The 25,932-nt window shown below is 67.6% G+C and carries 14 protein-coding genes; 2 read left to right on the top strand and 12 right to left on the bottom strand.

Translation table 11 applies throughout. The annotated features are described in order from the left end of the window. Positions 1-93: 93 nt before the first annotated feature. From ASF51_RS17025 to ASF51_RS16990, 8 genes are all read right to left on the bottom strand, one after another. Positions 94-3,540 carry a family 43 glycosylhydrolase gene (locus ASF51_RS17025; protein ID WP_055932762.1) on the bottom strand — a complete coding sequence of 1,149 codons (3,447 nt, stop codon included), beginning with the start codon at positions 3,538-3,540 and terminating at the stop codon, positions 94-96. A 36-nt stretch (positions 3,541-3,576) separates the two neighbouring features. Continuing rightward, positions 3,577-6,135 (bottom strand): LamG-like jellyroll fold domain-containing protein, encoded by a 2,559-nt coding sequence (locus tag ASF51_RS18855; RefSeq protein WP_162236972.1) that lies wholly within the window; start codon positions 6,133-6,135, stop codon positions 3,577-3,579. A gap of 60 nt (positions 6,136-6,195) precedes the next feature. After that, positions 6,196-9,537 (bottom strand): immunoglobulin-like domain-containing protein, encoded by a 3,342-nt coding sequence (locus ASF51_RS17015; protein WP_055932759.1) that lies wholly within the window; start codon positions 9,535-9,537, stop codon positions 6,196-6,198. Between the two features lie 146 nt (positions 9,538-9,683). Next, complete coding sequence (locus tag ASF51_RS17010; protein ID WP_055932755.1) at positions 9,684-14,192, bottom strand: family 43 glycosylhydrolase; 4,509 nt, start codon at positions 14,190-14,192, stop codon at positions 9,684-9,686. Between the two features lie 99 nt (positions 14,193-14,291). Then, on the bottom strand, positions 14,292-15,332 hold the full coding sequence (locus tag ASF51_RS17005) for an ABC transporter permease (RefSeq protein WP_082480523.1): 1,041 nt from the start codon (positions 15,330-15,332) through the stop codon (positions 14,292-14,294). After that, the gene (locus ASF51_RS17000) at positions 15,329-16,396 is read right to left on the bottom strand and encodes an ABC transporter permease (protein WP_055932752.1); all 1,068 of its coding nucleotides are present in this window, start codon (positions 16,394-16,396) and stop codon (positions 15,329-15,331) included. Before ASF51_RS17000 ends, ASF51_RS17005 begins: the two co-directional genes overlap by 4 nt. Beyond that, a complete protein-coding gene (locus tag ASF51_RS16995; RefSeq protein WP_082480610.1) occupies positions 16,396-17,991 on the bottom strand; it encodes a sugar ABC transporter ATP-binding protein in 1,596 nt (531 codons plus the stop codon). Before ASF51_RS16995 ends, ASF51_RS17000 begins: the two co-directional genes overlap by 1 nt. 121 nt (positions 17,992-18,112) lie before the next feature. Beyond that, positions 18,113-19,108, bottom strand: a complete 996-nt coding sequence (locus ASF51_RS16990; protein ID WP_055932749.1) for an ABC transporter substrate-binding protein — start codon at positions 19,106-19,108, stop codon at positions 18,113-18,115. A 414-nt stretch (positions 19,109-19,522) separates the two neighbouring features. Here ASF51_RS16990 and ASF51_RS16985 point away from each other — a divergent pair, with 414 nt between their 5' ends. After that, entirely contained in the window at positions 19,523-21,067 is a 1,545-nt protein-coding gene (locus tag ASF51_RS16985; protein ID WP_055932745.1) for a sugar ABC transporter ATP-binding protein, read from the top strand. 72 nt (positions 21,068-21,139) lie between these two features. Then, positions 21,140-22,186, top strand: a complete 1,047-nt coding sequence (locus ASF51_RS16980; RefSeq protein WP_055932742.1) for a LacI family DNA-binding transcriptional regulator — start codon at positions 21,140-21,142, stop codon at positions 22,184-22,186. Here ASF51_RS16980 and ASF51_RS16975 read toward each other — a convergent pair. The 4 genes from ASF51_RS16975 to ASF51_RS16960 are packed head-to-tail and all read right to left on the bottom strand — an operon-like array spanning position 22,158 to position 25,902. Further along, the gene (locus ASF51_RS16975) at positions 22,158-22,832 is read right to left on the bottom strand and encodes a DUF1345 domain-containing protein (protein ID WP_082480516.1); all 675 of its coding nucleotides are present in this window, start codon (positions 22,830-22,832) and stop codon (positions 22,158-22,160) included. The genes ASF51_RS16980 and ASF51_RS16975 overlap by 29 nt on opposite strands. Next, positions 22,829-23,239 (bottom strand): hypothetical protein, encoded by a 411-nt coding sequence (locus ASF51_RS16970; protein ID WP_157412205.1) that lies wholly within the window; start codon positions 23,237-23,239, stop codon positions 22,829-22,831. The genes ASF51_RS16975 and ASF51_RS16970 overlap by 4 nt, the downstream gene beginning before the upstream one ends. 42 nt (positions 23,240-23,281) lie before the next feature. Then, on the bottom strand, positions 23,282-25,066 hold the full coding sequence (locus ASF51_RS16965; RefSeq protein ID WP_055932737.1) for a bifunctional diguanylate cyclase/phosphodiesterase: 1,785 nt from the start codon (positions 25,064-25,066) through the stop codon (positions 23,282-23,284). Beyond that, entirely contained in the window at positions 25,063-25,902 is an 840-nt protein-coding gene (locus tag ASF51_RS16960) for an alpha/beta fold hydrolase (RefSeq protein WP_235497298.1), read from the bottom strand. The genes ASF51_RS16965 and ASF51_RS16960 overlap by 4 nt, the downstream gene beginning before the upstream one ends. Between the last annotated feature and the right edge of the window lie 30 nt (positions 25,903-25,932).

Raw genomic sequence — 25,932 nt, 5'->3', positions numbered from 1 at the left:
TCTAGACAGCAGGTACCGATGCGGACAGCAGGTACCGGCGCACTGGTACCCGCTGTCCGCAACGGGGACTCTTACCCCTGGCCTTCGACAGGCTCAGGGAACGAGCTTGCGGCGGCGACGCAGCCAGAGGGCCGCTCCACCGGCCAGCAGCAGCGCCAAGGCTCCGAGTCCGGCGAACAGGGCGCCCGACCCGGTGAGGGCGAGCGGTCCGTTCGACGTGCCGCCGGCATCCACCGTCGACCCGGATGCCGGGGTCGTCGGGCCTCCCGTGCCACCCGGCTGTCCGGGCAGGCCCGGCTGCCCAGGAAGCGTCGGGCCGACGGGAGGCGTGACCTCGCCGTCGGCGACCACCACGTTCAGCGTGACGGTCGGCGACGCGAGCTCCTCCTCCGGTTCCATGTCGAGCACCGGCAGACCCTCGGCCGACCAGTGCACCCGGCGCACGAACATGTCGCGGCCGCTCAGGTTGTTGTTGTCGGTGCGGGCGTGGAAGACGTAGATCATGTTGCCGTCCTCGTCCTCCGACCACATGCCGTGGCCTGTGCCGAGCTGCCAGGCGCCGTCGAACACTCCCGACTTCTGGATCGGGTAGTCGAGCTTCGACCAGGCGTCGGGGCTCAGCAGGTCGGTGTCGCCCGACGCGTCCGCCGTCGCGAGACCCGTCGTATACGTGTCGCCGACCGTCGAGCCCGAGTAGATGAGCTGCAGCCTGCCATCACGGGTGATCACGTTCGGACCCTCCGCGATCGTGTTGTCCCACGCGTACTCGGGAGCAAGAATGCGCACCGGGTCGGTCGTCAATCGGGTCGGGTTCGCCGGGTCGACCTTGGCGATGAAGAGCGCCCCGAGGTGCTGCCACACGTAGTACGCCTGTCCTGACTCGTCTTGGAAGAACGTCATGTCGAGCGAGATGCCGTTGACCTGGTTGAGGTCCGATCCATCGGCGCGCAGGACTTTGGAGGGCTTCGTCCAGTTTGAGGGAATCGCCGGATCGAGATCCGCGCCCGAGGCATCCTGCTTCAGCTGCATGATCGACGCGCGACCCGACCACATGTCGGGGTTGTCGCCGTAGCAGGGCATGAACAGAATCGACAGCCGGCCGTCGATCTCGTGGTACTCCGGCGCCCAGAAGCATCCGGTCATCACCGCGCCCTGCGCATCGGTGTCGCCCCGCTTCAGCAGGTCGATCTCCTCTGCGCCCGCGGCATCCGACAGACCCGAGATGGAGTCCGCGATGCGGATGGGCATCATGGCCGCGCCCTGCTGCTCGACGTTCGACCCGTAGAGGTCGTTCGTGGCGATCATCAGGTACTTCGTGGTGCCGTTAAAGTCGTACTTGTAGACCGACGGGTCGGCGCGCTCGTCGGCGAACGGGCGCGGGTATTCGGTCTGCTTCACGGTTCCGGTCACGGTGTAGCTGCCTGGCTTCGACGTGTCGACAGCGCTGGTGTCCCAGCTCGCCACGGGCAGCGATCCGGTCGATCCGTCGGAGTACTCGAGCGCGACGTCCGTCGGCAGATCGAGCGTCGACGCGTCCGCCCCGAGTGACGCTTCCACGTCGTCGAAGGGTGTGTAGCCCGTGTTCACGATGCGGCCGAAACGCTCCTCGAGGGCCGTGATCGTGGCCGCGTCGACGGGCACAGTGCGCCCGGCGACGTAGTCGTCGATTCCGGATGCGGCGGCGACCGCGCCGCGATCGTTGATCACGCCGGCCACGATCTGGCCACGGGTGCCCGCATCGGCGAGGTCGGCAACGGTCGTGTACTTCGGGGTTCCGGAGTCGTCGGTCCATGCGATGAGGTACGCGTCGGCGGCGGAGTCGTAGACCGCGTGCGGCGCATTCACGCCATTCGTCTCACCCAGATCGAGCAGGCCGACCTCGTCGTACGACAACAGATCGGCGGAGGTCGCGATCAGCACGCTCGACTTCTGCGTGCCGTCGGATGCGCCCTCGCGCGCGGTGCGGGTGGAGATAACGCCATAGCCGCCGTCTTCGAGCGCGAACACCTGCGGGTTCACGAGGCTGCGGATGATCTCGTTCGACGTTCCGGTCGGGGGCGGAGTGACGGAGGTCTTCGGGAAGAAGATTCCGTAGTTCTCGTTGAGCGGTGTCCAGCTCGCGGCATCCGCCGAGGGCAGTGCGAGGTGCATGCTCAAGGCGACGTCGGCGTTGTTCGCCGTGTTCGCGCTGGTGGGAGTGCGGTGGTAGCTCAGCAGCTCCTGCGAGGAGCCCGCAGGCAGGACCCGCACGGTGAACGTCTTCGTCACGGTGACCGCGGGGGCGTCGGTGCGGGAGATGACCGCGTCGACCGTTCCCGTGACGTCGCCCGCGGCGGCCGCGCCCGCGGCATCCGGTGCCGTGATCGTGCCGTCGGCGGCGACCACGATGCCCTGCGCGTTCTGCAGCACGACGGTCGTGCCGTCCGCAGGGGCCGGCAGCACGGTTCCCGAGATGACGACCGGCGGCAGCACATAGCCCGCCGCGGCGGCCTCGACCCGCTCCTGGTCGCTGGTCGGCAGCACGGTGAGGGTGATGCTGGTGGATGCGCTGACGCCTCGAACCGTGCTCGTCGCCGTGGCGGTGACCGTCGCCGGGCCGTCCGACTCCGAGGGCTGGTTCACTCGTCCGTCGGGGGCCACGATCGTCTCGTCGGAGGTGGTCCAGGTCACGGCCCCACCGGCCGTCGGCAGGGCGACGTAGCCGGAGTCGACCGTCTGGTCGTCGAGATCGAGCCCGTCGAGTACCGCCTGCGCACGCGCGGCCACGTCTGCGGAATGGATGGTCGCATCCAGGTCGGAGATCGCGGTGACGTCCGCGTCCGCAAGCGCCCGATCGTAGACCCGGAACGCCGAGACCTCGCCGGCGAAGAAGCCGTCGGGCCAGGGCGAGCGCCCGATCGCGTTGAGCGACTGGTCGGTGATCGAGGCGGGCGTCAGGGTGGTCGGCGCCTGGCCCGTCTTCACGCCGTCGACATAGAACGAGATCGTTCCTGCCGCGCCGTCGATGACCGAGGTGAGGTTGTACCAGCGGTCGGCCTCGAGGTTGTTCGTGGCCCGGGCGTTGAACTCGCCGGGGTTCGACGAGGTGGTGATCGCCGTGCGGGGCGTGTCGCGCACCGTGGTGAAGAAGTACGAGGTGGGCGAGTCGTTGCCCACGTTCCAGAGAAAGTTGTAGGCCGACTTCATCGACGCATCGACCTTGACCTCGGTGCTGATCGTCGCAGAGGTCTTGCCCGCGAGGATGTCGTTCGGCAGCCGCACCCAGTTGGCCGAGCTGTTCTTCGCCCCGCCCGAGAACTCCAGCGAGTCGCCCGTCCACCGGGCGTCGCTTCCGTTCACGACGGTTGCGTCGCCGAGGGCTCCCGCCCCCGTTGCCGTGTTCGCCACGGTGGCGCCTGCGGCTTGCGAGAAGAGGTACTCGGCGACCAGGCCGTCTGTCGGGGCCGCCGCCGAGGCGGCGCCGGCCGCGGAGAGGCCCGTGCCGATCACGGCGAGCGACACCACGGCCGCTGCGCCTCGCTTGAGAATTCTGGAGATCACGTGTTCACCTTCGGTTCGAGGTTGGGAGAGGAGAGGTCAGGCGGATCGCCGGCGGATGAGCACAGCGGCTCCGGCCGCCAGCAGCAAGGCCGCGAGCGTCGCGATTCCGGATGCGCCGAATCCCGTGGCCGCGAGCCGTTCGGCGGCGGCGGGCGCCGCCGGGGTGGATGCGCCGGGTCCGGCCGTTCCCGGCTGGCCCGTTCCCGGCTGACCTGTCCCCGGGTCGACAGGCGGAACGACGACCTCTCCCGGAGCGACCCGCACCGTGGCAGTCACCCGGATCGCGGTCGAGCTCGACAGCTGCTTGCCGGCCGCGTTCCACGCGGTCGACCCGTCGGCTCCGACCCAGTCGTTGAGGTTCGCGCCGATCGAGCGCACCGTTCCGGTGACGGAGTAGTCGCCGGCGACCGAGGTGTCGACGCCGCTGAGATCCCAGTCCACGGGCAACTCCGCGACACCGCGCGCATACGCCAGGTTCACCGAGGCCGTGGCAGGCAGCGCGGCGGTGACCGCATCCGCCGTCACGCCCTGCGCGACCGACGCGATGCCGAGGTCCGTCGTGACCGCCGACGTCGCATCCGCTGCCCGCACCGTGTCGTACTGGGCCTTGGTCAGCGAGATGATGCCGCCGTGCTTCGTACTCGGGGCCATCTCGAAACCGGCCGACGTCAACTGCGTCCACCCGGCATCCAGATCGTTCGTCACCATCGGGCGGTAGCCGGTGGAGGGAATGACGTCGACGTAGAGGTACCACGTGTCGTCGCTGTGGCTCTTGAAGACCGCGGGGCCTTCGACTCCGCCCGCGTTGCCGCCGGCCCAGACCGCACCGATCGTCGTCTGCAGGGTCGTCCAGGTCGTTCCGGGCTCCCACCAGCGGGCGGCCGCGGTCGACTCCATGTAGATGCCGTTGCCGAAGGAGTTGTCCTTCGTGATGCGGTACGTCGTGCCGTCGTTCTGGATCATCGTGGTGTCGATCGCGTTGCCGCCGGTGTTCACGAAGTCTCCTCCGTAGGAGTAGCTGCCCTGCGTGAAGTCGGTGGTCGCTCCCCAGAGCACGCGGTTGTACGTCGCGGTGTTGTGCTCCGTGTCATCCGCGGGAAAGACGTTCGACGCCCAGTAGACGACGAAGGCGCCACGGCCATCGGGGTAGTAGTCATCGACCCAGGTGGCCTCGGGAGCCCATGCCATTCCGAGCTGCGCGACGGTGTTGCCCGAAGCGTCGGCGGCCATGTCGATCTGGCGCAGGTCGCCCCAGGTCACGAGGTCCTTCGACTCCCAGATGTTGAGCTTGGTGCTGGCGTTCTTTGTCCAGTAGCACCAGGTGGTGCAGGTGCCCGAGCCGCTGTCTCCGCCGAAGACCCGCAGGTCGGTGGCGATGATGAAGTACGTCTGGGTCTCGGGGTTGTAGGTGAGGTACGGGTCGCGGATGCCCGTGGTTCCGAGGTCGGAGGCGAGGATCGGCACGCCGCCGTTCAGCGGGTCCCACTGCTCGGGGTTGTCCCCGCGCGATACGTCGAGGTAGATCTTCTCGGCGTACCCGGCCGAGTCCTCGATGAAGTGCACCATCAGGTAGCCGTAGTCGTCGGTCTGGGCGGCCAGCGGAGTGACGGTCACGGCGATCTCCTTCGATGCTGTGATGCCGCGCACCGTCGCGGTGGCGGTGAGAGTTCCGGTGAGGGCTGGTTCGCCGGCGGCCGGCTGCACGGCTGTCGCGGTCACACCGTCGGCTGCGATCGCGATGCCGGCTGTGTTCGACGCCCAGCTCACGGATCCCCCGGATGCGGGAAGCACGAGCGAGCTGTCGTCGATCGTCACCGGTTCTATACCGTCGACGAGCGCCTGCGCGGCCGCGCCGATGCTGTCGGCGTGGGCGAGGGCATCCTCGTCTGAGACGGCGTCGACCTCGTCAGCGGTCAGCGCGCGGTCGTAGACCCGGAACGCGGCGACCTCGCCCTTGTAGAAGGGGTCGGGCCACGGCGATCGGCCGATGGTGTTGAGCGACTGGTCGGTGATGGATGCGGGGGTCAGCGCGGTGTCGGCCTGGCCGACCCGGGTTCCGTCGACGTAGTAGGTGATGGTTCCGGATGCGCCGTCGATCACCGAGGTCAGGCTGTACCAGCGGTTCGCGTCGAGCGCGCTGGTGGCCCGGGCGTTCACCTCGCCGCCGCCGGAGGTGGTGGTGATCGCGGTGCGCGTGGTGTCCCGGGCCGTGGCGAACCAGTAGGCGGCGTTCGTGTCGTTGCCGATGTTCCACAGAAAGTGGTTGGCGGTCTTCATCGACTCATCGATCTTGGCCTCGGTCGTGATCGTGGCCGAGGTCTTTCCGGCGAGGATGCCGTCGGGCAGCTCGACCCAGTTGGCGGCGCTGTTCTTCGCTCCGCCGGTAAAGACGAGGGAGTTCCCTGTCCACTGCGCGTCGGTGCCGTTCACCACGGTGGCGCCGGCGACCGAGCCGGCACCGGTGGCGGTGTTCGGCACGGCGTTGCCCGTGGTCTGGGTGAAGAGGTACTCCCCGATCAGCCCGTCACCGGGCGCGGCGGCGCTCGCCGGTGCAGTGACGAGCAGTGTCGACGCCAGCACTCCCATCGCGGCCATTACTCCGGCCGCCTTCATTGTCGAAAACCTCATCGTTCTCCCCCGTTGTCCTGTTGTGTCTTATTTCGATGCGAGTGTGCGTGTGCGGCGGCGTGCGATGACCAGCACGATGCCGACGAGGGCGAGCAGCAGCCCGCCGGCCAGGAAGCCGGCCGCACCGGATCCGGTGCTGCTCAGGCTGCCGTCGGCGTTGGTCGAGCCCGAACCCGAGCCGGTGCCGGTGCCGGGAGTCACCGCACCGCCCGGTGTCGGAATCCCCGGCGTCGACGTACCCGGCGTCGTCGTCGGCGGCGTACCCGGATCGACATCCTCGCCTTCGACGACAACGCGCACCTGCACCGCGGCGTTCTCGGGGGCGAGCTCCTCGTCGGCCGTCATCGCGAACACGGGCAGGCCTTCGCTGGTGAAGTGCACCAGGGCGGCGCGGGCGTGCCTGCGCGGGTCGAACAGGCCGGCATCCGTCGCCTCGCCCGGGTTCGACGAGTCGTTCACGGTGCGCGAGTGGTACACGATCACGGGGTTGCCGTATTCGTCGACGGTGAACGAGTTGTGGCCGGGGCCCACCTGTCCGGGAACGTCGTCGGTCGTCAGCAGCGGGTAGGGGTTCTTCGCCCAGGAGGCCGGATCCATCAGATCGGCCGCAGCATCCGCGGTGAGCACGCCCACGCAGTACTTGTCGTCGACTGTCGCCGCCGAAAAGGCGATGATGATCTTGCCGTTCTTCTTGATCACGGCCGGACCCTCGTCGATGGAGTCGCCGTTGTTCTTCTCCCACGCCAGGGTCGGCGCCGAGAGCAGGATCGACTGCGAGATCAGCTGGTTCGGGGTGGCCGGGTCGATCTCGGCCATGCGCAGCGTCGATCCGATGGCGGGCTTCTCGGCCCAGACCACGTAGTGCTTGCCGGCCTCTTCGAAGTGGGTCATGTCGAGCGAGAAGCTCGTGAACGCCGAGGCGTCACCGGCTGCCGCCTTGACGTAGCCCAGGCTCGTCCAGTTCGCAGGGTCGAGGGCGGCGTCTCCGCCGAACTCGTCGCCGGTGAACTTGAGCATCGCCGGTCGGATGTCGAAGCCGCTGGTGCGGCCGGCGGTGAACAGGATGTACCAGTCGTCGCCGATCTTCGTGAGCTCGGGAGCCCAGATATAGCGGTTCAGGGTGGGATCGGTGTTTTCGTGCCAGATCGTGGTCTCGGGCGCGGTCTTCAGGCCCGGGATCGTCTGCGCCCGGCGCAGCACGACGCGGTCGTAGCCGTTGGGGTCGTCGGCGCGGGTCATCGGGTACGAGCCGGTGAAGTAGTACCAGCCGTCATCGCCGAGGGTCACGTCGGGGTCTGCCCGGCGCTCGACGAGCGGGTCGGGGAACGTCGGTCGCGTCACCGTTCCGTCGACCGTGTACGTGCCCGGCCCTGCTGCCTCGAGGGCCGCGAGGTCGTCGGCATCCCACTCGACGGGCATCGACGAGGTGTCGCCGCTCGAGTACTCGACCGTCGCGGTCTCGGGAAGCACCGGAGCCTCGCCCTCGTCGACCGTTACGTCGTCGAACGACTGCACCCCGGTGTTCACGACGCGGCTGAACTTCTCGACGATGCGGGAGTACTCGGCCTCCGTCACGCCGAGGCTGGATGCGCCCGATGCGCCGGCAGGAAGATCGCCGGTCTCGGCAGGAGCGGCGTCGCCACCGGCCACCGGCGTGCTGAAGCTCGCGAAGTCGGCCGTCGTCACCTCGAAGCGTGCTCCGCCCTGGCCGGTGTAGGCCACGCGATAGGCGCCGATGCCGTTGTCGTACCGGGCGGAGACCGCGGTCGCGGTCACGCCGTCGGGCACGAACGACACCAGTCGCTCGTTCGTGAACGAGGTGAGGTCTGCCGAGTCGTAGACGTACAGTCTCGAACCCGAACCGTTCTCGATCGAGACGAGACGGAAGGTTCCGTCGGGTGCGCGCAGCGTTACGGGCGGCCCGAACTTCACCGAGCCGAGAGACGGGTAGAGCACGCCGCGCCCGTTGTTCAGGGCCTCGAAGTCACCACCGGCAGATGGCGACGACGACGCAGCGAGGTGCAGCACATCGGTGCGCGTGGTGTCGCCGTCGACGATGTACGAGCCGATCCGGCCGGCATCCGCGGCCAGCACGGTGACGGCGAAGTCGCGGGTCGCGGTCTGGCCGTCGAGGGTGAACGTCGCCGTGAGGGTGACCTGCTTCTCGGCGGCCGGCCGGGTGACCGAGCCGTCGTTCGCGATCGTGCCCGCATCCGATGAGGCCCAGGCCACCGTCACGTCGCCGATCGCCGTGCGCAGCACGAGGTCGTCGGTGACGTGGCTGATCGCGAGGTCGTAGCCGTCGACGGCCACCTGCAGGTTGTTCTGCGGGGTGTCGGCGAGCACGGTGAGATCGAAGGTGCGCGTGGTGGTGCGGCCGGCCAGCTCGAGCGTGGCCGTGAGGGTGACGGGCACGTCGCCGCCCGCGGTGGGCCGGGTCACGGTGCCGTCATTCGCGATCACGTCCGGGCGATCGGATGCCCAGGCCACGGTCGACCCGTTGGCTCCCGTCGCGACGAGGTCGCGGTCGGTGGTGACGGCTCCCGAGCCGGGCGCGAGCGCGTCGGCGTCGGCCTCGAGCGCGGCCTGCACCGTGGCCTCGTCGGCCCACGAGTAGTACTCGCCCGCGATCTCCGCGTCGCCGAGTGCCGACGTCCACACCTTCACGTCGCGCACGCCGCCCTTGTAGAAGTCGTCGGCATACGACGACTTGCCGATGTACGACACGAGGTTCGAGCCGAACTGGCTGACCGTTCGACTGGTGGGCACCGAGCCGATCTTCTTGCCGTCGAAGTAGCCGGTGATGCGCGTGGGCTCGATGACCGTGGTGTACAGGCCCCAGGCGCTGGATGTCGTCGGTCCGGCGATGCCGTTGGCCGCGTTGGTCGGGGAGATGCCCGCCTCCGTGCCCCACGGGGCGCCCGGGTTGCTGCCGTTGGTGATGACCGACTTGAACAGTCCGCCCGGGTTCTTCGGGTTGAGCAGCCAGTACTGCGACGGCGGGTTGTTCGCCGATCCGAAGAACATGGCCGCGTAGTTGCCCGAGGCCTTCTCGTTGCGCAGCCACGTCGAGATCGTGAGCGTGTCACGCCCGTCGAAGAGCCCGGTGGGCAGCTCGACGTAGGCGGCATTGCTGCCGCTCCCCCCTCCGGGGAGGGTCAGCTCGGCGCCGTCGACGGTGGCGCCCGTTCCCTTGATGACGCCGTCGTTTCCGTTCGGCGACGCGTCGGGCACGGTCGTGCCCGATACGGCGCTGAAGTCGTAGTGCACGAGCAGGTCGCCTTCGGCGGCGGATGCCTGTGGCACGGCCAGCAGGGTGCCGAAGGCCACCGCGAACGCGGTCACCAGGGCAATTCGGGATTTCAGCATGAACTCACTCCGATGTGGGTTGTCAATGGTTTCGGTGATCGGTGCGTTCCCTGAGCCTGTCGAAGGGCGGCCTCGGCCCTTCGACCAGCTCAGCCCTTCGACAAGCTCAGCCCTTCGACAAGCTCAGGGAACGGGGGTGATCGGGGTTACGAGACGGACCTGCGGCGGCGGCGCATGACCAGCAGCAGTCCCGCTGCGAGGAGCAGGGCCCCGGCCGCGATCGGCCAGCCGACGGCGAGCCCGGTGCTGGCGAGCGCACCACCCGGCGTGCCGGCCAGAGTCGGCGCCGCGGGGTCGAGGCCGGTTCCCGGAGTCGTTCCGGGGTTCCCTACGGGAGGCGAGCCCGGGTCGACCGGGCCCCCGCCGGCGGCAAGCACCGGTCCGACCGACGCGACGGCCGAGGCGGGATCCCAGAGCGGCTTCTCAGCCGTCACCGACGCGCCGATCGTGGCACCGACATCCGATGCAGTGAGCAGGTAGCTCGCCGCCGTCGCGCCGTCGATGTCCTCGCCGTCTCGAGTCCACTGCACGGAGGTCGCTGCCCAGGGCTCGGGCACCGATGCGGTCAGGGTCTCGTTCTCGCGAGCGGTTCCCGTGATCTCGACCGTCAGGGGTTGGGGATCGACGATGGTCTGGGGCTCGACGCTGGTGAGGGTCGGCGTCACCGTGTTGATGAGGCCGGTCTCCGCGTCGAAGGTCAGCTTGTCGATCGTCGTCTCGCGGTGCTGGCCGTCGCCGCCCGGCATCGCGAAGCGGTGGTAGACGATGTACCAGTCGTCGGTTCCCGGCACGTTCAGGATCGAGCTGTGCCCGGTGGCGAGGATGCCCTGCGACGGGTCCTTCTGCAGGATGACCCCGCGGTAGGTCCACGGTCCATCGATGCTGGTCGCTGTCGCATAGCCGACGCGGTAGTTCTCGCTTCCGGTGTCGTCGATCGAATAGGTCAGGTGGTACAGACCGTCGCGGTAGTTCACGAACGAGCCCTCGCGGAAGTCGGTCAGACCGTCGATGCGCTTCAGCGTCTCCTGCTTGATCGACAGCATGTCGTCGCTGAGCTCGGCGTAGACCGGCGAACCGTTGCCCCAGAACAGGTAGTTCTTGCCGGTGGCCGGGTCGGTGAAGGTCGCCGGGTCGATCGCCTGGCCGGATGTGACGGCCTCGTTATTGAGGATCATCGCCTCGGGCTGCGCCACGAACGGCCCCTCGGGGCTGTCCGCGACCGCGACGCCGATCGTCTTGCGGTCGAGGGCGGCGTTGTGACCGCTGAAGTAGAAGTAGAACTTTCCATCCTTCTCGGCGATCGTCGGCGCCCACGCGTTGCCGATGGCCCACGGAACATTTCCGTTCGCGCCGTCGAGGGTCAGGATGGGCTCTGCCGAGCGCTCCCAGTCGACGAGGTTCTTCGACGACCAGACGTAGAACTCCTTGCCGCTCCAGCCGGGGTAGCCGTCTGAGGTGGCGTAGACGTAGTAGCTGTCACCGTAGGCCACCACGTTCGGGTCGGCGTAGAGCCCCGGGATGCTCGGGCTGCCCATCTCGACGGCCTTCAGGGTCCAGGTCGTCGCCGCTCCCCCGCCGTTCGGCGTGAGGGTCACCGTGAGCGGGGCGCTCAGGTCGCTGGTGGTTCCGGATGCCGGGCTCGCGACGACTCCGGCCGCGGTCGTGAAGACCGGCGTCAGCGCCGTCAGGTCTGTGCCCGGCTTCACCGGGAACGTGACCTCGTGCGTGGTGTTGTTCACGATGGGCGCGATCTTCAGGGCGTCGGCCTCTGCGAGAGTAACCCCCGCGAGCGCTCCGACGTTGCCGGACTGCGACAGCACCTCGTCGGCCGAGAGAGCCCGGTCGTAGATCGCGAACTCGCGGTACTTGCCGCGGAAGGTGTTGTCGGCGTCGTAGTTCGAGCGGCCGAGGTAGTTCGCGGTGGTGATGCCGCCGCCGATGTCTCCCGGATCCGTCGTGACCGTCGCCGTGCCGACGGCGACGCCGTCGAGGTAGATCGTGGCGGTGTCGCCCTTCAGCGTGTAGACGAGGTGCGCCCACTGTCCGCGTGGCAGGTTGGAGCCCTGCGAGACGGTCTGCTCCGTCGTCCAGTTGCCCGTGGCGATGCTGGTGCGGTACCCGTTGCCCGACGTGAACAGGTAGCCGTTTCCGGCTCCCGAGATCGTGTTGCCCAGGCCGTAGATGAAGTAGGCGCCCGATTGCGCAGAGTCGATCCAGACATCCGCCTCGACCGTCACGTCGGTGACGCCGGCGAGCAGGTTGTCGGGCAGGTCGACGTAGTCGTCGCTGCCATCGAAGGTCAGTGAGCCGTCCGCCCACGTCGCTCCCCCGCTGATGGTGCCGTCCTGGCCGTTGCCCGTGACGTCGCTGACGACCGAGCCCGAGGCATCCTCGAAGTCGTAGCGCAGGATCTCGCCGTCCTCGTTGACCGGGGCAGGCGTCGGTCCGCTGCCGAGGCTCTCGAGCTCGGCCGCGGTGATCGGGATGACCGTGCCGTGGCGCGGGCTGGCCGGAAGGTCGTAGTTCGGCGCCACCTCCCAGTCGGGGTTCGCGATGTCGTCGGTCTCGAGGGGAATGTAGCCGCGTCCGCCGTACTCGTCGACGAAGAGATAGAACTTCTCGCCGTTGATGTCACCAGGGTTGGCCTTGAACGCCGTCGGTCCCTCGACCGCGCTGGTGCCCGCCTTCTGTCCGATGCAGCTGTCCACCATGCTCCACGACTCGAGGGTCGCGCGCAGCTCGGTCGACTTCTCCTGGATGATGTCGGCGCAGCCGGTGCCGCCCGCTCCCTCGTCCTTCGTGAAGCGGTAGTACGTGCCGTCTTCTTTCAGAACGGTCGAGTCGATGCGCGACACGCCCTGGTCCTGCCAGACCTGCGCTGGCGTGAAGGTCACGAAGTCGCGCGTCGTGGCGTACATCATGCGGTGGTACGAGTTGCCCGTGTGTCCTGGGTCGTCGTCGCCGTAGAGAGCCGACGCCCAGAACACCACGTACGAGCCGATCGTGTCGTCGTAGTACGCCTCGGGCGCCCAGGTCATGCCCGCGTTCTCTGGTGCGACCTTGATGTGGCGCTGCGGCGACCAGGCCTTCAGGTCGTTCGACTCCCACACCTCGAGGTACTTGCTTCCCGTGCGCACGGAGTCGCCCCACGAGGTTCCGCTGCCGATCGAGAGGTCTGTGGCGATCAGATAGAAGGTGTCGCCCTCGGGAGAGCGGATGAGGAACGGGTCGCGCAGACCCTTGGTGCCCTGGCTCGACGTGAGCACCGGCTGTCCGCCGTTGAGCTCGCGCCAGTCGAGCGCGTTGTTGCCCTCGCTGGCCGCGAAGAAGATGTTCTCGCCGGCGAGGGAGTTGCCGGTGAAGTAGGCGAAGGCGTAGCCCTCGTACTCGGCTGCCGGGGCGGCTGCACGCACCTGCGCCGTGAACTCGCGGCTCGCGGTCGCGGCGCCCTTCGTGAGCGTCGCCGTGAGCACGACGGTCGTCTCGGATGCCTGGCGCAGCACGACTCCGTCGTTCGAGACGACGGCCGGGTTCGACGACGACCAGGCCGTCGCAACGCCGTTGGATGCCGTGGGCAGCGTCAGATTGCCGCGCACGTCGTCGAGGCCGGCGATCTCGAGAGCCGCAGCGGCGGCATCCACATCGGCCTGGTCGGAGGGCAGCGGCGCGACCGTCGCCGAGAACGTGCGGATCTCGGTCGCGGTGCCGCGCGTGATGGTGGCGATGAGGCTCACGGCGGCGGGGCTCTCGCCTGCAGCGGGCCGCGTCACGACGCCTGTGGTCGAGATCACGGCGGGCGAATCGGATGCCCAGGCGATCGTCGAGCCGTTGACTCCCGTCGTCGGCAGGGTCAGGTTGCTCGTGACGGCGCTCAGGTCGCCGAGATCGAGCGCGTCGGCGTCGCGAAGCGCGCGATCGGCGTCGGCGGGCTGGAGAGCGGCCACCTCGGTCGCACCGAGGGCGGTGCTGTAGATGCGGAAGTCGCGCACGCTGCCGGCGAGGTAGCGGTCGCTCGCGTAGTTCGAGCGGCCGATGTAGTTGGCGCTCGTCACGCCGCCGCCCAGGTCCTTCGGCTTGACCGTGACGCCGGTCTTCACCGCGACCTCTGCGCCGTCGAGGTAGAGCCGCGCCGTGTCGGTGGCGTCGTCGAGCGTGTAGGTCAGGGTCTTCCAGCTGCCACGTTCCAGGTCGGCGTTGGAGGTGACGACCTGCTCACCGCTCCAGTTGCCCGTCGTGATGCCGGCGCGATAGGCATTGCCGGTCACGAACAGGTATCCGGTGCCCGTGTTGCTGCTCGCGGGGTTGCCCAGGCCGAAGACGAAGTATGGCGAGGCCTGTTCGGGACGCACGAGCACCTGCGTGCTGACGGTGATCGAGTCGAGGCCGGCCAGCACGTTGCCCGGAAGCGCGACGTGGTCGTCGACTCCGTCGAGCACGAGACCCGCGCTGCCGGCGTGTGTCGCTCCGCCCACCACGGTTCCGTCGAGGCCGTTGCCAGATGAGTCGACGGCGACGGTGCCGTCTGCCTCATCGAGCGCGTACGAGAGCACAAGACTGTCATCGGCCGCGAGCGCGGGGGTGGCGCTGAGCAGGGGGACGGCGAGGGCGAAGGCCGTCGCGGCCACCAGCGATCTCGTGAGCAGGGGTCGTTTCATGGCGCGAAAACTCCAGGGTCGGCTTCATTGACGGGTGGAAGTGTGATGCGGTCGTGCGTCGATCGAGTAGCCCGCGAGGAACGAGCGGGCGTATCGAGATCAGGTCTTGCGTTTACGCGAGACGACGAGCCTCTGCAGAAGGACGAACACGAGCAGGATCGCGCCTGTGATGATGGTCGTGGCCTCGGGCGGGATGCTGCCGTCGCGGGTGATCAGCACGTTCATCAGGCCGAGCACGAGGGCGCCGATGACCGAGCCGAGTACGAAGCCGGCGCCACCCGTGAGCAGGGTTCCTCCGATGATGACCGCGGCGATCGCGTCGAGCTCCCAGCCGACGCCCGTGATGTTCTGGGCGATGCCGAGCTTCGATGTGTAGACGACGGCTGCGAGGCCCGCGAGGGTGCCGCTGATGATGTAGATCGCGAGCTTGGTGCGCACGACCGGCAGGCCCATCAGCGTGGCCGACTGCTCGGAGCCGCCGATCGCATAGACGGTGCGGCCGAAGCGAGTCTTGTGCAGCACGTAGAAGGCCACGATCACCACGAGCGCTGCGATGATCACGTTCGGCGTGGTGACGAGGTCGTTGATCTTCGGACCGTCGACCACCTTGATCTCCGTCGACAGGGCGCGGATGGGCGACTCGTCGGCCAGGCGCTCGGGCGTGGTGCTCAGCATCGATGCGAGTCCCCGGGCCAGGAACATCATCGCGAGCGTCGCGATGAACGGTTGCACGTTGAAGTACTGGATCAGGATTCCCGAGGCGGCTCCGAAGGCCGAGCCGATGAGGATCATCAGCACGATCACGACGAACGGATTCCATCCGGCGTTCGCGAGCATCACCCCGACGAGGCTGCTGATGGCGATGATCGCGCCGACCGAGAGGTCGACTCCGCCGGTGAGGATCACGAAGGTGAGTCCGACCGCCAGGATGATCAGGTAGGCGTTGTTGATGAACAGGTTCGACAGCGTGCTGAACTGCAGGATGCGGCCGTAGGCGATCTCGCCGTAGATGATCATGCCGACGAAGATCACGATGGCGGCCAGCGTGGGCAGCGTCTCGAGGTTCGGCTTGAGGCGGCTCACGAGCGACGGGGTGTGCGGGCTCTGCGGCGCGCTCGGGCGTTCGATGACGGAGGTCATGCCGACACCGCCTCCTTTCGTGGCGTGCTGGTTCTCGCACGACGCTGGCTGAAGAGTGCGCGAACCCGCTGCGATTGCAGGAGGCAGATCGCCACGATGACGATGGCCTTGAATGCGGGGGTCGCCGACGAGGGGATGGCGAGGAACACGATGGTCTTGTCGAGCGTGGCGATCAGCAGGGCGCCGATCACACTGCCCGTGAGCGAGAACTTGCCACCGGCCAGCGAGGTGCCGCCGATGACCACCGCGAGGATCGCATCCATCTCGGAGGAGAAGCCGGTCTTGGCCACCTCGACGGTCATGACGCTGGCGGTGCTGAAAATTCCCGCGACGCCGGCGAGTACACCGCTCAGGATGTAGACGAAGATCAGCAGGCCGACCGGTCGGATGCCGGCCATGCGCGCCGCCTTGGGGTTGATGCCGATCGATTCGATCATGAGCCCGAGTGCGCTGCGGCGCACCAGCAGGGCCACGAGGGCCACGATCACCGCCCCGATGATGAAGACGACGGGAAAGCCGAGGACGGTTCCATTGGCGATCCAGCGGAAGAACTCGTTGCTGGCCGAGGTGTTCTGACCGGAGGTGATGACCTTGGCCAGTCCTCGACCGGCCAGCATCATGATCAGCGTGGTGATGAAGGGCTGCAGCCCGACGATCGAGACGAGCACTCCGTTGATCAGGCCGAGGAAGGCGCTGATGCCGAGGGCGAGCGCGATGGCCATGAGCGCGGATCCGAGCGATCCGTCGCCGGCATCGTGCATGAACTCCATCGACACGGCGCCGGAGACGGCCATGACAGATCCGACCGAGAGGTCGATGCCTCTCGTGGCGATCACCAGGGTCATGCCCACGGCGATCATCATGATCGGCGCACTGGCACGCAGGATGTCGATGAGGTTTCCCGAGAGGTCTCCGGTGACGGCGTTCACCGAGATGCCGAGGTAGCTCGGGTCCTTGATGAGGTTGATGATGAGCAGCAGCACGAGGGCCGCGATGGCCCAGATATAGGGCTGCTTGACGCTGGTCTTGAGGAACGAGGCCGCGCCCGATGAGGTGTTCGACATCAGTTGGTGCTCCCCTCGGCGGCGAACGCGGCGGGCTCGGGCTCGGGCTCGAAGGCCTCGACACCCTGCGCCTCTGCGCCATCCGATGCGATCAGGTCGACGATCGTGTCGGCGGTGATGTCTGGACCGTTGATGATCTCTCCGATCTTGCGGTGGTCTTTCAGAACCACGATTCTTTCGCTGAGTCGCACGACCTCTTCGAGCTCCGACGAGATGAAGACGACCGACATGCCGTCTTCGGCGAGTGTCGCGATGGCCTCCTGGATCTCTGCCTTCGCGCCGATGTCGATGCCGCGGGTCGGCTCGTCGAGGATGAGCAGTTCGGGCTTCGTGGCGAGCCAGCGCCCGAGCAGCACCTTCTGCTGGTTGCCGCCGGACAGGTTCTTGATGGGACGCTCCGGGTCGCTCGGGCGCACGTTGAGCTCGACGAGGTACTTGTCGCACAGCTCCTTCTGCTCGCGCTTCGAAAGCGGCCGGGCCCAGCCGCGGCGGGCCTGGACGGCCAGGATGAGGTTCTCGCGCACGGTGAGGTCGCCGACGATGCCTTCGTCGCGACGGTTCTCGGTCGAGAACGCGATCTTGGTGGCGAGCCCGGTCACAGGGCTGTGCACCTCGGTGCTCTTGCCTCCGATAGTCACCTCGCCCGTATCAGGACGGTCGGCGCCGTACATCAGACGGCCGAGTTCGGTGCGGCCGGAGCCGAGGAGTCCGGCGAGGCCGACGACCTCGCCCGGGTACACGGCGATGTCGACGGGTTCGATCGAACCCTTTCGGCCGAGGCCCGCGGCGCTGTAGAAGGGCTGCTCACCGCTTTCCCGCGCATCCCGCCGTCTGTTCGAGCCGAGCGATGCGAGGGTCTCGAAGTCCTTGCCGATCATCAGCGAGATCAGCTGGCTGCGGCCCAGGTCGCGGGTGAGGTGCTCCCCCACGAACTCGCCGTTGCGCAGCACGGTGAGGCGATCGCTGATCGCATAGACCTGGTCGAGGAAGTGGGAGACGAAGAGGATGGCGACGCCTTGGTCGCGCAGGCGACGCATCACCGTGAAGAGGCCTTCGACCTCGTTGGCGTCGAGGCTCGAGGTGGGCTCGTCGAGGATGAGAACCTTCGACTTGGCGACCATCGCACGGCTGATGGCGACGAGCTGCTGCAGCGCGAGCGAGATGCTCGAGAGGGGCTGGCGCGGGTCGAGGTCGCCGAGGCCGAGACCGACGAGCGCCTCGTGGGCGGCCTCGTGGGTCTTCTTCCAGTTGATTCCGAAGGCGCCGCGGATCTCGTTGCCGAGCATCACGTTCTCGCCGACGGTGAGATTGTCGCAGAGGTTGACCTCTTGGTAGACGGTCGAGATGCCGGCGCTCTGGGCGTCTGCGGTTCCCGAGAACTGTCGGGGGCCGCCCGAGACCCGGATGCTGCCGGAGTCGATCTTGTAGACGCCGGTCAGTGCCTTGATGAGGGTCGATTTGCCCGCACCGTTCTCACCCATGAGGGTGTGCACCTCTCCCGGGTACAGCCTGAGCTGCACGTTCTGGAGGGCTTTGACGCCAGGGAACTCGATCGAGATGTCTGTCATCTCGACGATCGGCTCTGTCGCTGCCATGTCTGCCTGCTCGTTCTGCCGGGGTGCCGGCCTCGTCATTGAGTCGCGTGGATTCTCCCACGCGAGAGCCCGTTCGGTTCCCCGAGCCGCGAGGCCCGGGGAACCGAAGGAGCGGGGTGAATCAGTACTGGCGGTCGGGCAGCGCGGTGGTCGCGGCCTCGGGCGAGTCGAAGGTCACGCTCGGAACGACGATGTCGGACTCGACCTTGTCGCCGGCGATGGCCTTGTTCACGACGTCGATCGCGGTGTCGCCGAACAGCGGGTTGTACTCGGCCACGAAGCTGAGTCGACCTGCCGCAAGCGCCTCGAGGGCGGCCTTGGTGCCGTCGATCGTGATGATCTTGACGTCGGTGCCGGGCTTCAGGCCCGCCTCTTCGACGGCCAGGGCGGCGCCGAGGCCCATCTCGTCGTTCTGTGCGAACACGAGCTGGACGTCGTTGTTGTTGGCCTTGAGGATCGTCTCGAAGACGCTCTTCGCCTCTTCGGTCGACCAGTTGGCCGACTGGCTCTCGAGCTTGGTGAGCTTCGAATCGACCGTCTCGTCCCATCCCTTGTTGCGGTCGTTCACGACCGACAGTCCGGGAGGTCCTTCGAGGACGACGTAGTTGGCTCCGTCGGGGAACTGCTCGTTCGCCCACTCGGCGGCCGAGGCGCTGATGCCGACGTTGTCGGGCGCGATGTGGCTGGTGTAGAGCTCGGTGTCGTTCGGCTCGATGCCGCGGTCGAGCAGCACGACGGGGATCTCGGCCTCCTTGGCGCGTTCGAGGATGCTCTCCCAGCCGGTGGCCTCGGTGGCCGACAGCAGGATGGCGTCGACGTCCTCATCGATGAACGACGTGAACGCGGTGATCTGCGAGTTCTGGTCGCCGTTGGTGGCCGGGGCGTACTTGAGCTCGAAGCCGTTCTCCTCCGAGAACGAGTCCTGGATGTTCTTCTCGTTCGCCGTGCGCCATCCGCCCTCGGGGCCGACCGCGACGAAACCGATGGTCGTGAGGTCTCCCCCATCGCCCGATGCGTCGTCGCCGCCGCCGCCTGCCGAGCAGGCGCCGAGGCCGAGGGCGACTGCCCCCACCAGAGCGAAGCCTGCGATGGACCTGAATCGAGGTGTCTTGAACATTGATCTCCTCCTTGAGACCCGGCGGCGACTGTCGTGCGCCTCCGGAGTGAATGTGAACCGTGGTTGATGCGTGGGCCGGGTTGTGAGGGCTAACAATTGCTTCGGCCGGGCGGTCCTGCAGGGGATCGTGTCATCTCGTCCCTGAGATCCGGCGGCAGTTGGTGAAGAGTTGTTAGCGCTCACAGTTTGCTTGGTCGAGACAATATCCGCGCGGTGAACATCCTGTCAAGCGACGATTGCGTCGACTCAGGTAACGAATCGGCAACGTATGCCGGGCACACGCGGGTGACGGCACGATCCCGGCCATCGACTTGTGCGCGGTAAATGTGAGCCCTAACATTCCCTCAGGGAGCACGCGTCCTCGCGTGCACGAACGAGGAGGTTCCCCATGACGGCTCCTCGCGGGAGGCGACGATGACCGTGGATGCGCCCGTCATCCGCTTCACCGACGTCTCGGTCGCGTTCACCGCAACGAAAGCTCTCGACGGAGTCGACTTCCGCCTCTTCGCGGGCGAGGTCCACTCGCTCATGGGCGAGAACGGCGCCGGCAAGAGCACGCTGATCAAGGCCCTCACGGGTGTGCAGCCCATCGATGGCGGAACCATCGAGATGGACGGCCGACCGGTGTCGTTCAGCACTCCCGCAGCCGCGCAACGGGCGGGCATCAGCACGGTCTACCAGGAGGTCAATCTCCTGCCGAACCTGTCGGTGACCGAGAACGTGATGCTCGGGCGCGAGCCGCGCACCAGGTTCGGAGGCATCGACTGGCGCGAGGCGCACGCGCGCACCAGCGAGCTGCTGGCGACGATGCGGCTCGACGTCGACCCCCGCTCGATGCTCGCCGACCACTCCCCCGCGATCCAGCAGCTCATCGCCATCGCGCGCGCCGTCTACGTCGAAGCGCGCGTGCTGGTGCTCGACGAGCCCACGTCGAGCCTCGACAACGACGAGGTGACCGAGCTGTTCCGCATCATCGCGGGCCTCAAGGAGTCGGGCGTCGCCATTCTCTTCATCTCGCACTTCCTCGATCAGGTCTACGAGATCTCCGACAGACTCACGGTGCTGCGCGACGGACGGCTGGTCGGCGAGTACCTCACCCACGACCTGCTGCGCATCGACCTCGTGCAGAAGATGGTCGGCCGCAACCTTCCCGCGCTGGCGAACATCCAGGAGCACACCAGCAGCAGCACGGTCGAGGAGGGTCTCTCCGGCGAGGAGCCCCTCATCAGCGCCATCGGGCTCGGCCGCCGGGGGGCGATCGAGGCCTTCGACCTGCGCGTCTACGAAGGCGAGGTCGTGGGCATCGCGGGCCTCCTCGGCTCGGGGCGCACCGAGCTCGCACGACTGCTGGCGGGCATCGACCGCGCCGACAGCGGCGAGACGCTCATCGACGGGCATGCCGAGAAACTCGCCAACCCGCGCAGGGCGCTGAAGAACCGCATCGCGTACGCGTCCGAGAACCGGCGCACGGAGGGGATCATCGGCGAGCTGTCGGTGCGCGACAACATCGCCCTCGCCCTGCAGGCCGACATGGGCTGGTTCCGGCGCATCCCCCGCCGACGGCAGGACGACCTGGCCGCGAGCTACATCCAGGCCATGAACATCCGGCCCGCCGACCCCGACGCGCTGATGCGCACCCTGTCGGGAGGCAACCAGCAGAAGGTGCTCCTCGCCCGGTGGCTCGCGATCGCCCCGCGGCTGCTCGTGCTCGACGAGCCCACCCGCGGAATCGACGTCGGCGCGAAGGCAGAGATCCAGAGCCTCGTCTCCGATCTCGCAGACAACGGGCTCTCGGTGGTGTTCATCTCGGCGGAACTCGAAGAGGTGCTGCGCATCAGTCACCGCATCGCCATTCTGCGCGACAAACGCAAGGTCGGAGACCTCGAGAACCACGACCTGTCGGTCGAGCGGCTGCTCACGATCATCGCGGAGAACTCGACGGATGGCGACGATGACTGATCGCGCTCTCTGGTCGACTAGTGTTCGAGGCACGACACGAGCACGGGCGCGTCGCTGGATAGGGTGGAACACGTGACGGAAGAGACGCCGCGCCAAGCGACGATCTTCGATGTGGCACGACTCGCAGGCGTATCGCACCAGACTGTTTCTCGCGTGGTCAACGACCTGCCCAACGTGCGCTCCTCCACTCGGGTCCGGGTCGAGGAGGCCATCAAGAAGCTGCGCTACGTGCCCTCGCCGGCGGCGCGGGCACTCGTCACGAGACGGTCGCGCACCATCGGGCTCATCGCCACGGGCGGCCCAGAATTCGGCCCGTCGTCGACCGTTCTGTACTTCAACGCGGCGGCCAGGGACGCCCGCTGGTCGGTCTTCACCGCGAACATGACCGACAGCGACCCCGGCTCCATCCGCGGTGCCGTCGAGGCGTTCCTGCGCCAGAACGTCGAGGGCATCGCGGTGATCTCCGGCCACGAGGGCTCGGTCGACGTCGTCGCGGGCATGGAGCTCACCATTCCCCTGGTGGCTCTCGAGGCCACGGCCCACGCGGGGCTCGCCACCGTCGGCGCCGACCAGTACTCCGGCGCCCGCACCGCGGTCAAGCGCCTGATCGAGCTGGGCCACCGCGGCATCGCCCACCTCGCCGGACCGGCCGACTCGGTCGACGCCCGCGAGCGCGAGCGCGGGTGGCGCGACGAGCTGGGGGCCAACGACCTGTCTGCCAGGGTGATCGGCGTCGGCGACTGGACCCCGTCATCCGGCCACCGATTCGGCGTATCGAGCGACCTGACGGGCCTCACGGCCATCTTCGCGTCGAACGATCAGATGTCGATCGGCCTGATCCACGCGCTCAACGAACGCGGTCTCGCGGTTCCTCGCGACATGAGCGTCATCGGTTTCGATGACATTCCCGAAGCGGCATATGTCACGCCGCCCCTCACCACGGTGCGCCAGGACTTCGAACGGATCGGCCGCGACATGCTCAGCACACTGCTGTCGCGCATCGACGGCGACCGCGCCACCGAGCTCCCGCAGTCGTTGCCGGCCCTGATCGAGCGCGAGTCGACCGGGCCGGCGCCCGCTCGCAGCACGGCTAGTGCAGCAGGCTCGACACGAGGTTGATCGTCGAGGCCACCACGACGACGCCGAGTAGAAAAGACAGCAGCGCGTGGCGCAGTGCTTCGGCCCGCAGCACAGACGACGTGATGGTCGTGTCGGAGACCTGGAACGTCATTCCCAGGGTGAAGGCGAAATACGCGAAGTCGAGGTAACGGGGCGGCTCCTTCTGGTTGAACTCGATGCCCGTGCCGCCCGCGCGGTAGTAGAAGCCCGCGTACCGCAGCGTGTAGATCGTGTGCACGAGCCACCACGATGCGGCCAGTGTCGCGAGCGCCGTGACGATCAGCCCGAGCGTCGCGCTCGTTCCCAGCTTTCCCGCCTCGACCAGGAGAAGGGCGATCGCGCCGAAGCTGGCGATGCTGGCGAGGATCAGCAGCGTCTGCGCCATGCTCTGCGACGGATCTTCCCGGCTCGCATGGGCGGCGGTGTCGGCCGCACCGAAGCGGAGCACCGAGATCCAGACCCAGATCGTGAAGGTGCCCGCCGCGGCGATCCAGCCGACGGCGGGCGCGAAGATCCACGACCCGACGACACCCGTGACCGTGAACACGACGACGAAGATGGCGAGCACCACGGCTGCCCGCACGCCGGCCCGGTGCGAGAACCCCGAGAAGTCCCGGGAGCTGCCCAGGTCGCTCGTGCCGCTCATTCTGCCGGCCGAACCCGTGCGATCGCCCGGTCGGCGGCGGCCGACGGCTCGCTGGAGACGAGGATGCGCATGCCCGGCTCCAGCACGACGATCTTGTCTCCGTAGCGGGCGGCGATCGATGCCCTCTCCCAGATCAGCACGCACTCGAGGGCCAGCTGGGTGGTGATGGCCCACGGCTGCTTGTTCGCGAACAGGGTGAACGACCCCACCGAATAGCCGCCGAGCTCGGCCAACTCGCCCTGCAGGCCCGACAGGCCCGGGATCTCGACGTCGACCCGGGGCAACCGCGACGCCTTCTGCTTCAGGAATGTGGCGACGAACAGGCGGGCCGCGACCTCGTGACGATCGGCGTGCAGGATGCCGCGGGGTCCGTCATACGGCGGAACGGGGGCGTCGCTGAGGGGCATACGCATGACGCTACCGCGTGCGGCGCAGAACGGGAGCGATCGTCAGGGCTCCGACATGAACGACTGCATGGCATCGCGGTGCAGCGGCTTCGAGTAGAGGTACCCCTGGATGAGGTCGCATCCGAGCTCGGCGAGGCGATCCAGCTGGGCACGGGTCTCGACCCCCTCGGCGACGACGCGCATGCCGAGCGCATGGGCGACGTCGATGCAGCTGGTGACGATGGCCGTGTCCTCGACAGAGACGCCGAGACCCGCCACGAAGGAGCCGTCGATCTTGAGCTCGTCGACCGGAAAATCCTTGAGGTAGGCGAAGCCCGCGTGGCCGGTGCCGAAATCGTCGATAGCCAGACGCACCCCCTGTTCGTGCAGCAACTCGAGGTTGCGATGTGCGCGCGGGCTGTCGGTGATCAGGCCCGTCTCGGTGATCTCGAGGGTGATCAGTGCCGGGTCGAGACGATTGTCGCGCACGAGCGCGCCGACCATCTCGGCCAGCCGCGGATCTCCCAACTGCCGCGCCGACACGTTGATCGACACCGTCACGGGCCGGGCGTCCGGCTCCCGGTTGAGCAGGGCGCACTGTTCGATGGCAGTGCGGCATGCCCACGCGCCCATCTGGTTGATGAGGCCGGATTTCTCGGTCACGGCGATGAAGCCCGCCGGCCCGATCACTCCTCGGTCGGGATGGTCCCATCTCAGCAACGCCTCGTAGCCATGCAGCTCTCCCGTCGCCAGGTCGAGCTGCGGCTGGTAGTCGAGGCGGAACTGATCGTCGGCGAGGGCCGCGCGGATCTCGCCCAGGAGACGGATCTCGTCGATCGTTGAATCGTCGATAACCGAGCTGAACAGTTTCCACCGATTGCGACCCGACGCCTTCGCCTCGTACATGGCCGTCGTCGCCTGTCTCATCTGGGTCTCGGCTATCGACGCGGGCTGGATGCGCTCCGACGAATCGAGTCGGGCGACGGATGCGCCCAGGCTCGCCGTCACGACGATCTCGAGTTCGTCGACCAGGATCGGAGCGCTGATCGATTCGAGGATCGTCTCGGCGAACGCGACGCCCCGGGGGTGGGTTCGACCGACCACGACGAACTCGTCGTCGCCGACGCGGGCAGCGAGGAAGCCAACGGCCGACAGGGTCATCAGGCGCTCCGCGACCGCCCTGAGCACCTGGTCTCCGCCGGCCCTGCCCAGGCTGCCGTTCACGACTCTGAAGTGATCGAGACCCAGCACGAAGGTCGAGAACTCGCTCAGGGGAGGCAGGTCGTCGGCCAGCTCGATTATGCGCGTCAGGAGCCCGGAGCGGTTGAACAGGGAGGTGAGCGCGTCGTAGTGCGCCGCCTGCTCGAGGTCGAGCTCGGCCTCGCGCCGCAGCGCGTCGGACCTTTCGGCCTGCATGATCGCCCTGATCATGTTCTCCTCGTCGGCGGAACGTTCCCGCCGGGGCACGAACACGAAGAGGTTCTGCGAGGCGGCGGACGAATCGGGGTCGGCGTCTTCGGGCGCGCGACTCAAGCGGGCGGCGGACATGTGGGCGGCACGGGCCGTGCGGTCTTTTCCGAGCAGAGTGAGCGACATGTCCATCACCTCCCCCTCCAGATGAAGCAGAGGGAGGATACGTGCGGAGAACAGGATGCGATCGGCCGGTGGTAGGAGGCGGGCGAACGACGTTCCGATCAGGTCTTCCCGAGCGAAGCCGCTCCACAGGAGAAGGCGATCATTGACCTCGATGATCGAGTTCTCCGAGTCGGTGACCACCAGCCCGCCGGGCCCGGAGCGGAACACGAGCTCGTAGTCGATCGCACCCCTCGCATCCGGCTGCATGGTCATCGCTCGTCGAGAAAATCGAGGATCGCGCGAGCAGTCTCGTCGGGAGCGCTCACCTGCGGAACGTGGCCCTGCGCCTGGAGCACGACGACCGAGGCGCGGGGCATCCGCGACTCCATGTAGTCGCCCACGGAGAGCGGGGCGAGCGAATCGTTGGTGCACTGCACGATGAGGGCGGGCACCTCGACGCGGGGCAGCAGCTCCCGCACATCGGAGAGGAAGGCGACGCGGGCGAACGTGCGCATGACGCGCGGGTCGACTCGGCAGAAGCTCTGCTCGAGCTCGCCGGCGAGTTCGGGGAATTCGGGGTTCTTCATGACTACGGGCGCCATCATGGATGACCATGCGAGGTGGTTGTCGTCGAGCGACTCGAGCAGGCCATCGATGTCCTCGTGTGAGAACCCGCCCTCGTAGCCGGCGGCCTCGTCGTCGATGTACGACGGTGTCGGAGCGAGCAGAACGATGCTGCGGAAGAGCTCAGGCGACTCGATCGCGGCGGCCACGGCCACCATCGCCGCGAAGCTGTGGGCGATGACGGTCACCTCGGCGAGCTGCAGGGCCCCGCAGACCTCGATGAGGTCGTGCGTGTACTGGTCGAGCGTTCCGTAGCGCACCGCGTCGTAGTCGGCGAGCGACGAGCCGCCGGAACCCACATGGTCGAATGCGACGACGCGAAAGCTGTGCTCGAAGAAGGGCAGCAGCCGCCTGTACATGGTCTGATCGCATCCGAAGCCATGGGCGAAGAGCAGCACGTCGCCTGCGTCCGGTCCCGTGATCCGTACATTGTTACGGTCGACGATCCTGGCCACATCATCCGGGCTCATGAGCTCGTGTGCCATGGCCCCAGTCTCGCATGATCACCTCCATCC

Origin of the sequence: Agreia sp. Leaf283 (assembly GCF_001422485.1) — a bacterium.
Classification (GTDB): domain Bacteria; phylum Actinomycetota; class Actinomycetes; order Actinomycetales; family Microbacteriaceae; genus Agreia.
This window is presented reverse-complemented; position numbering and strand designations above follow the sequence as displayed.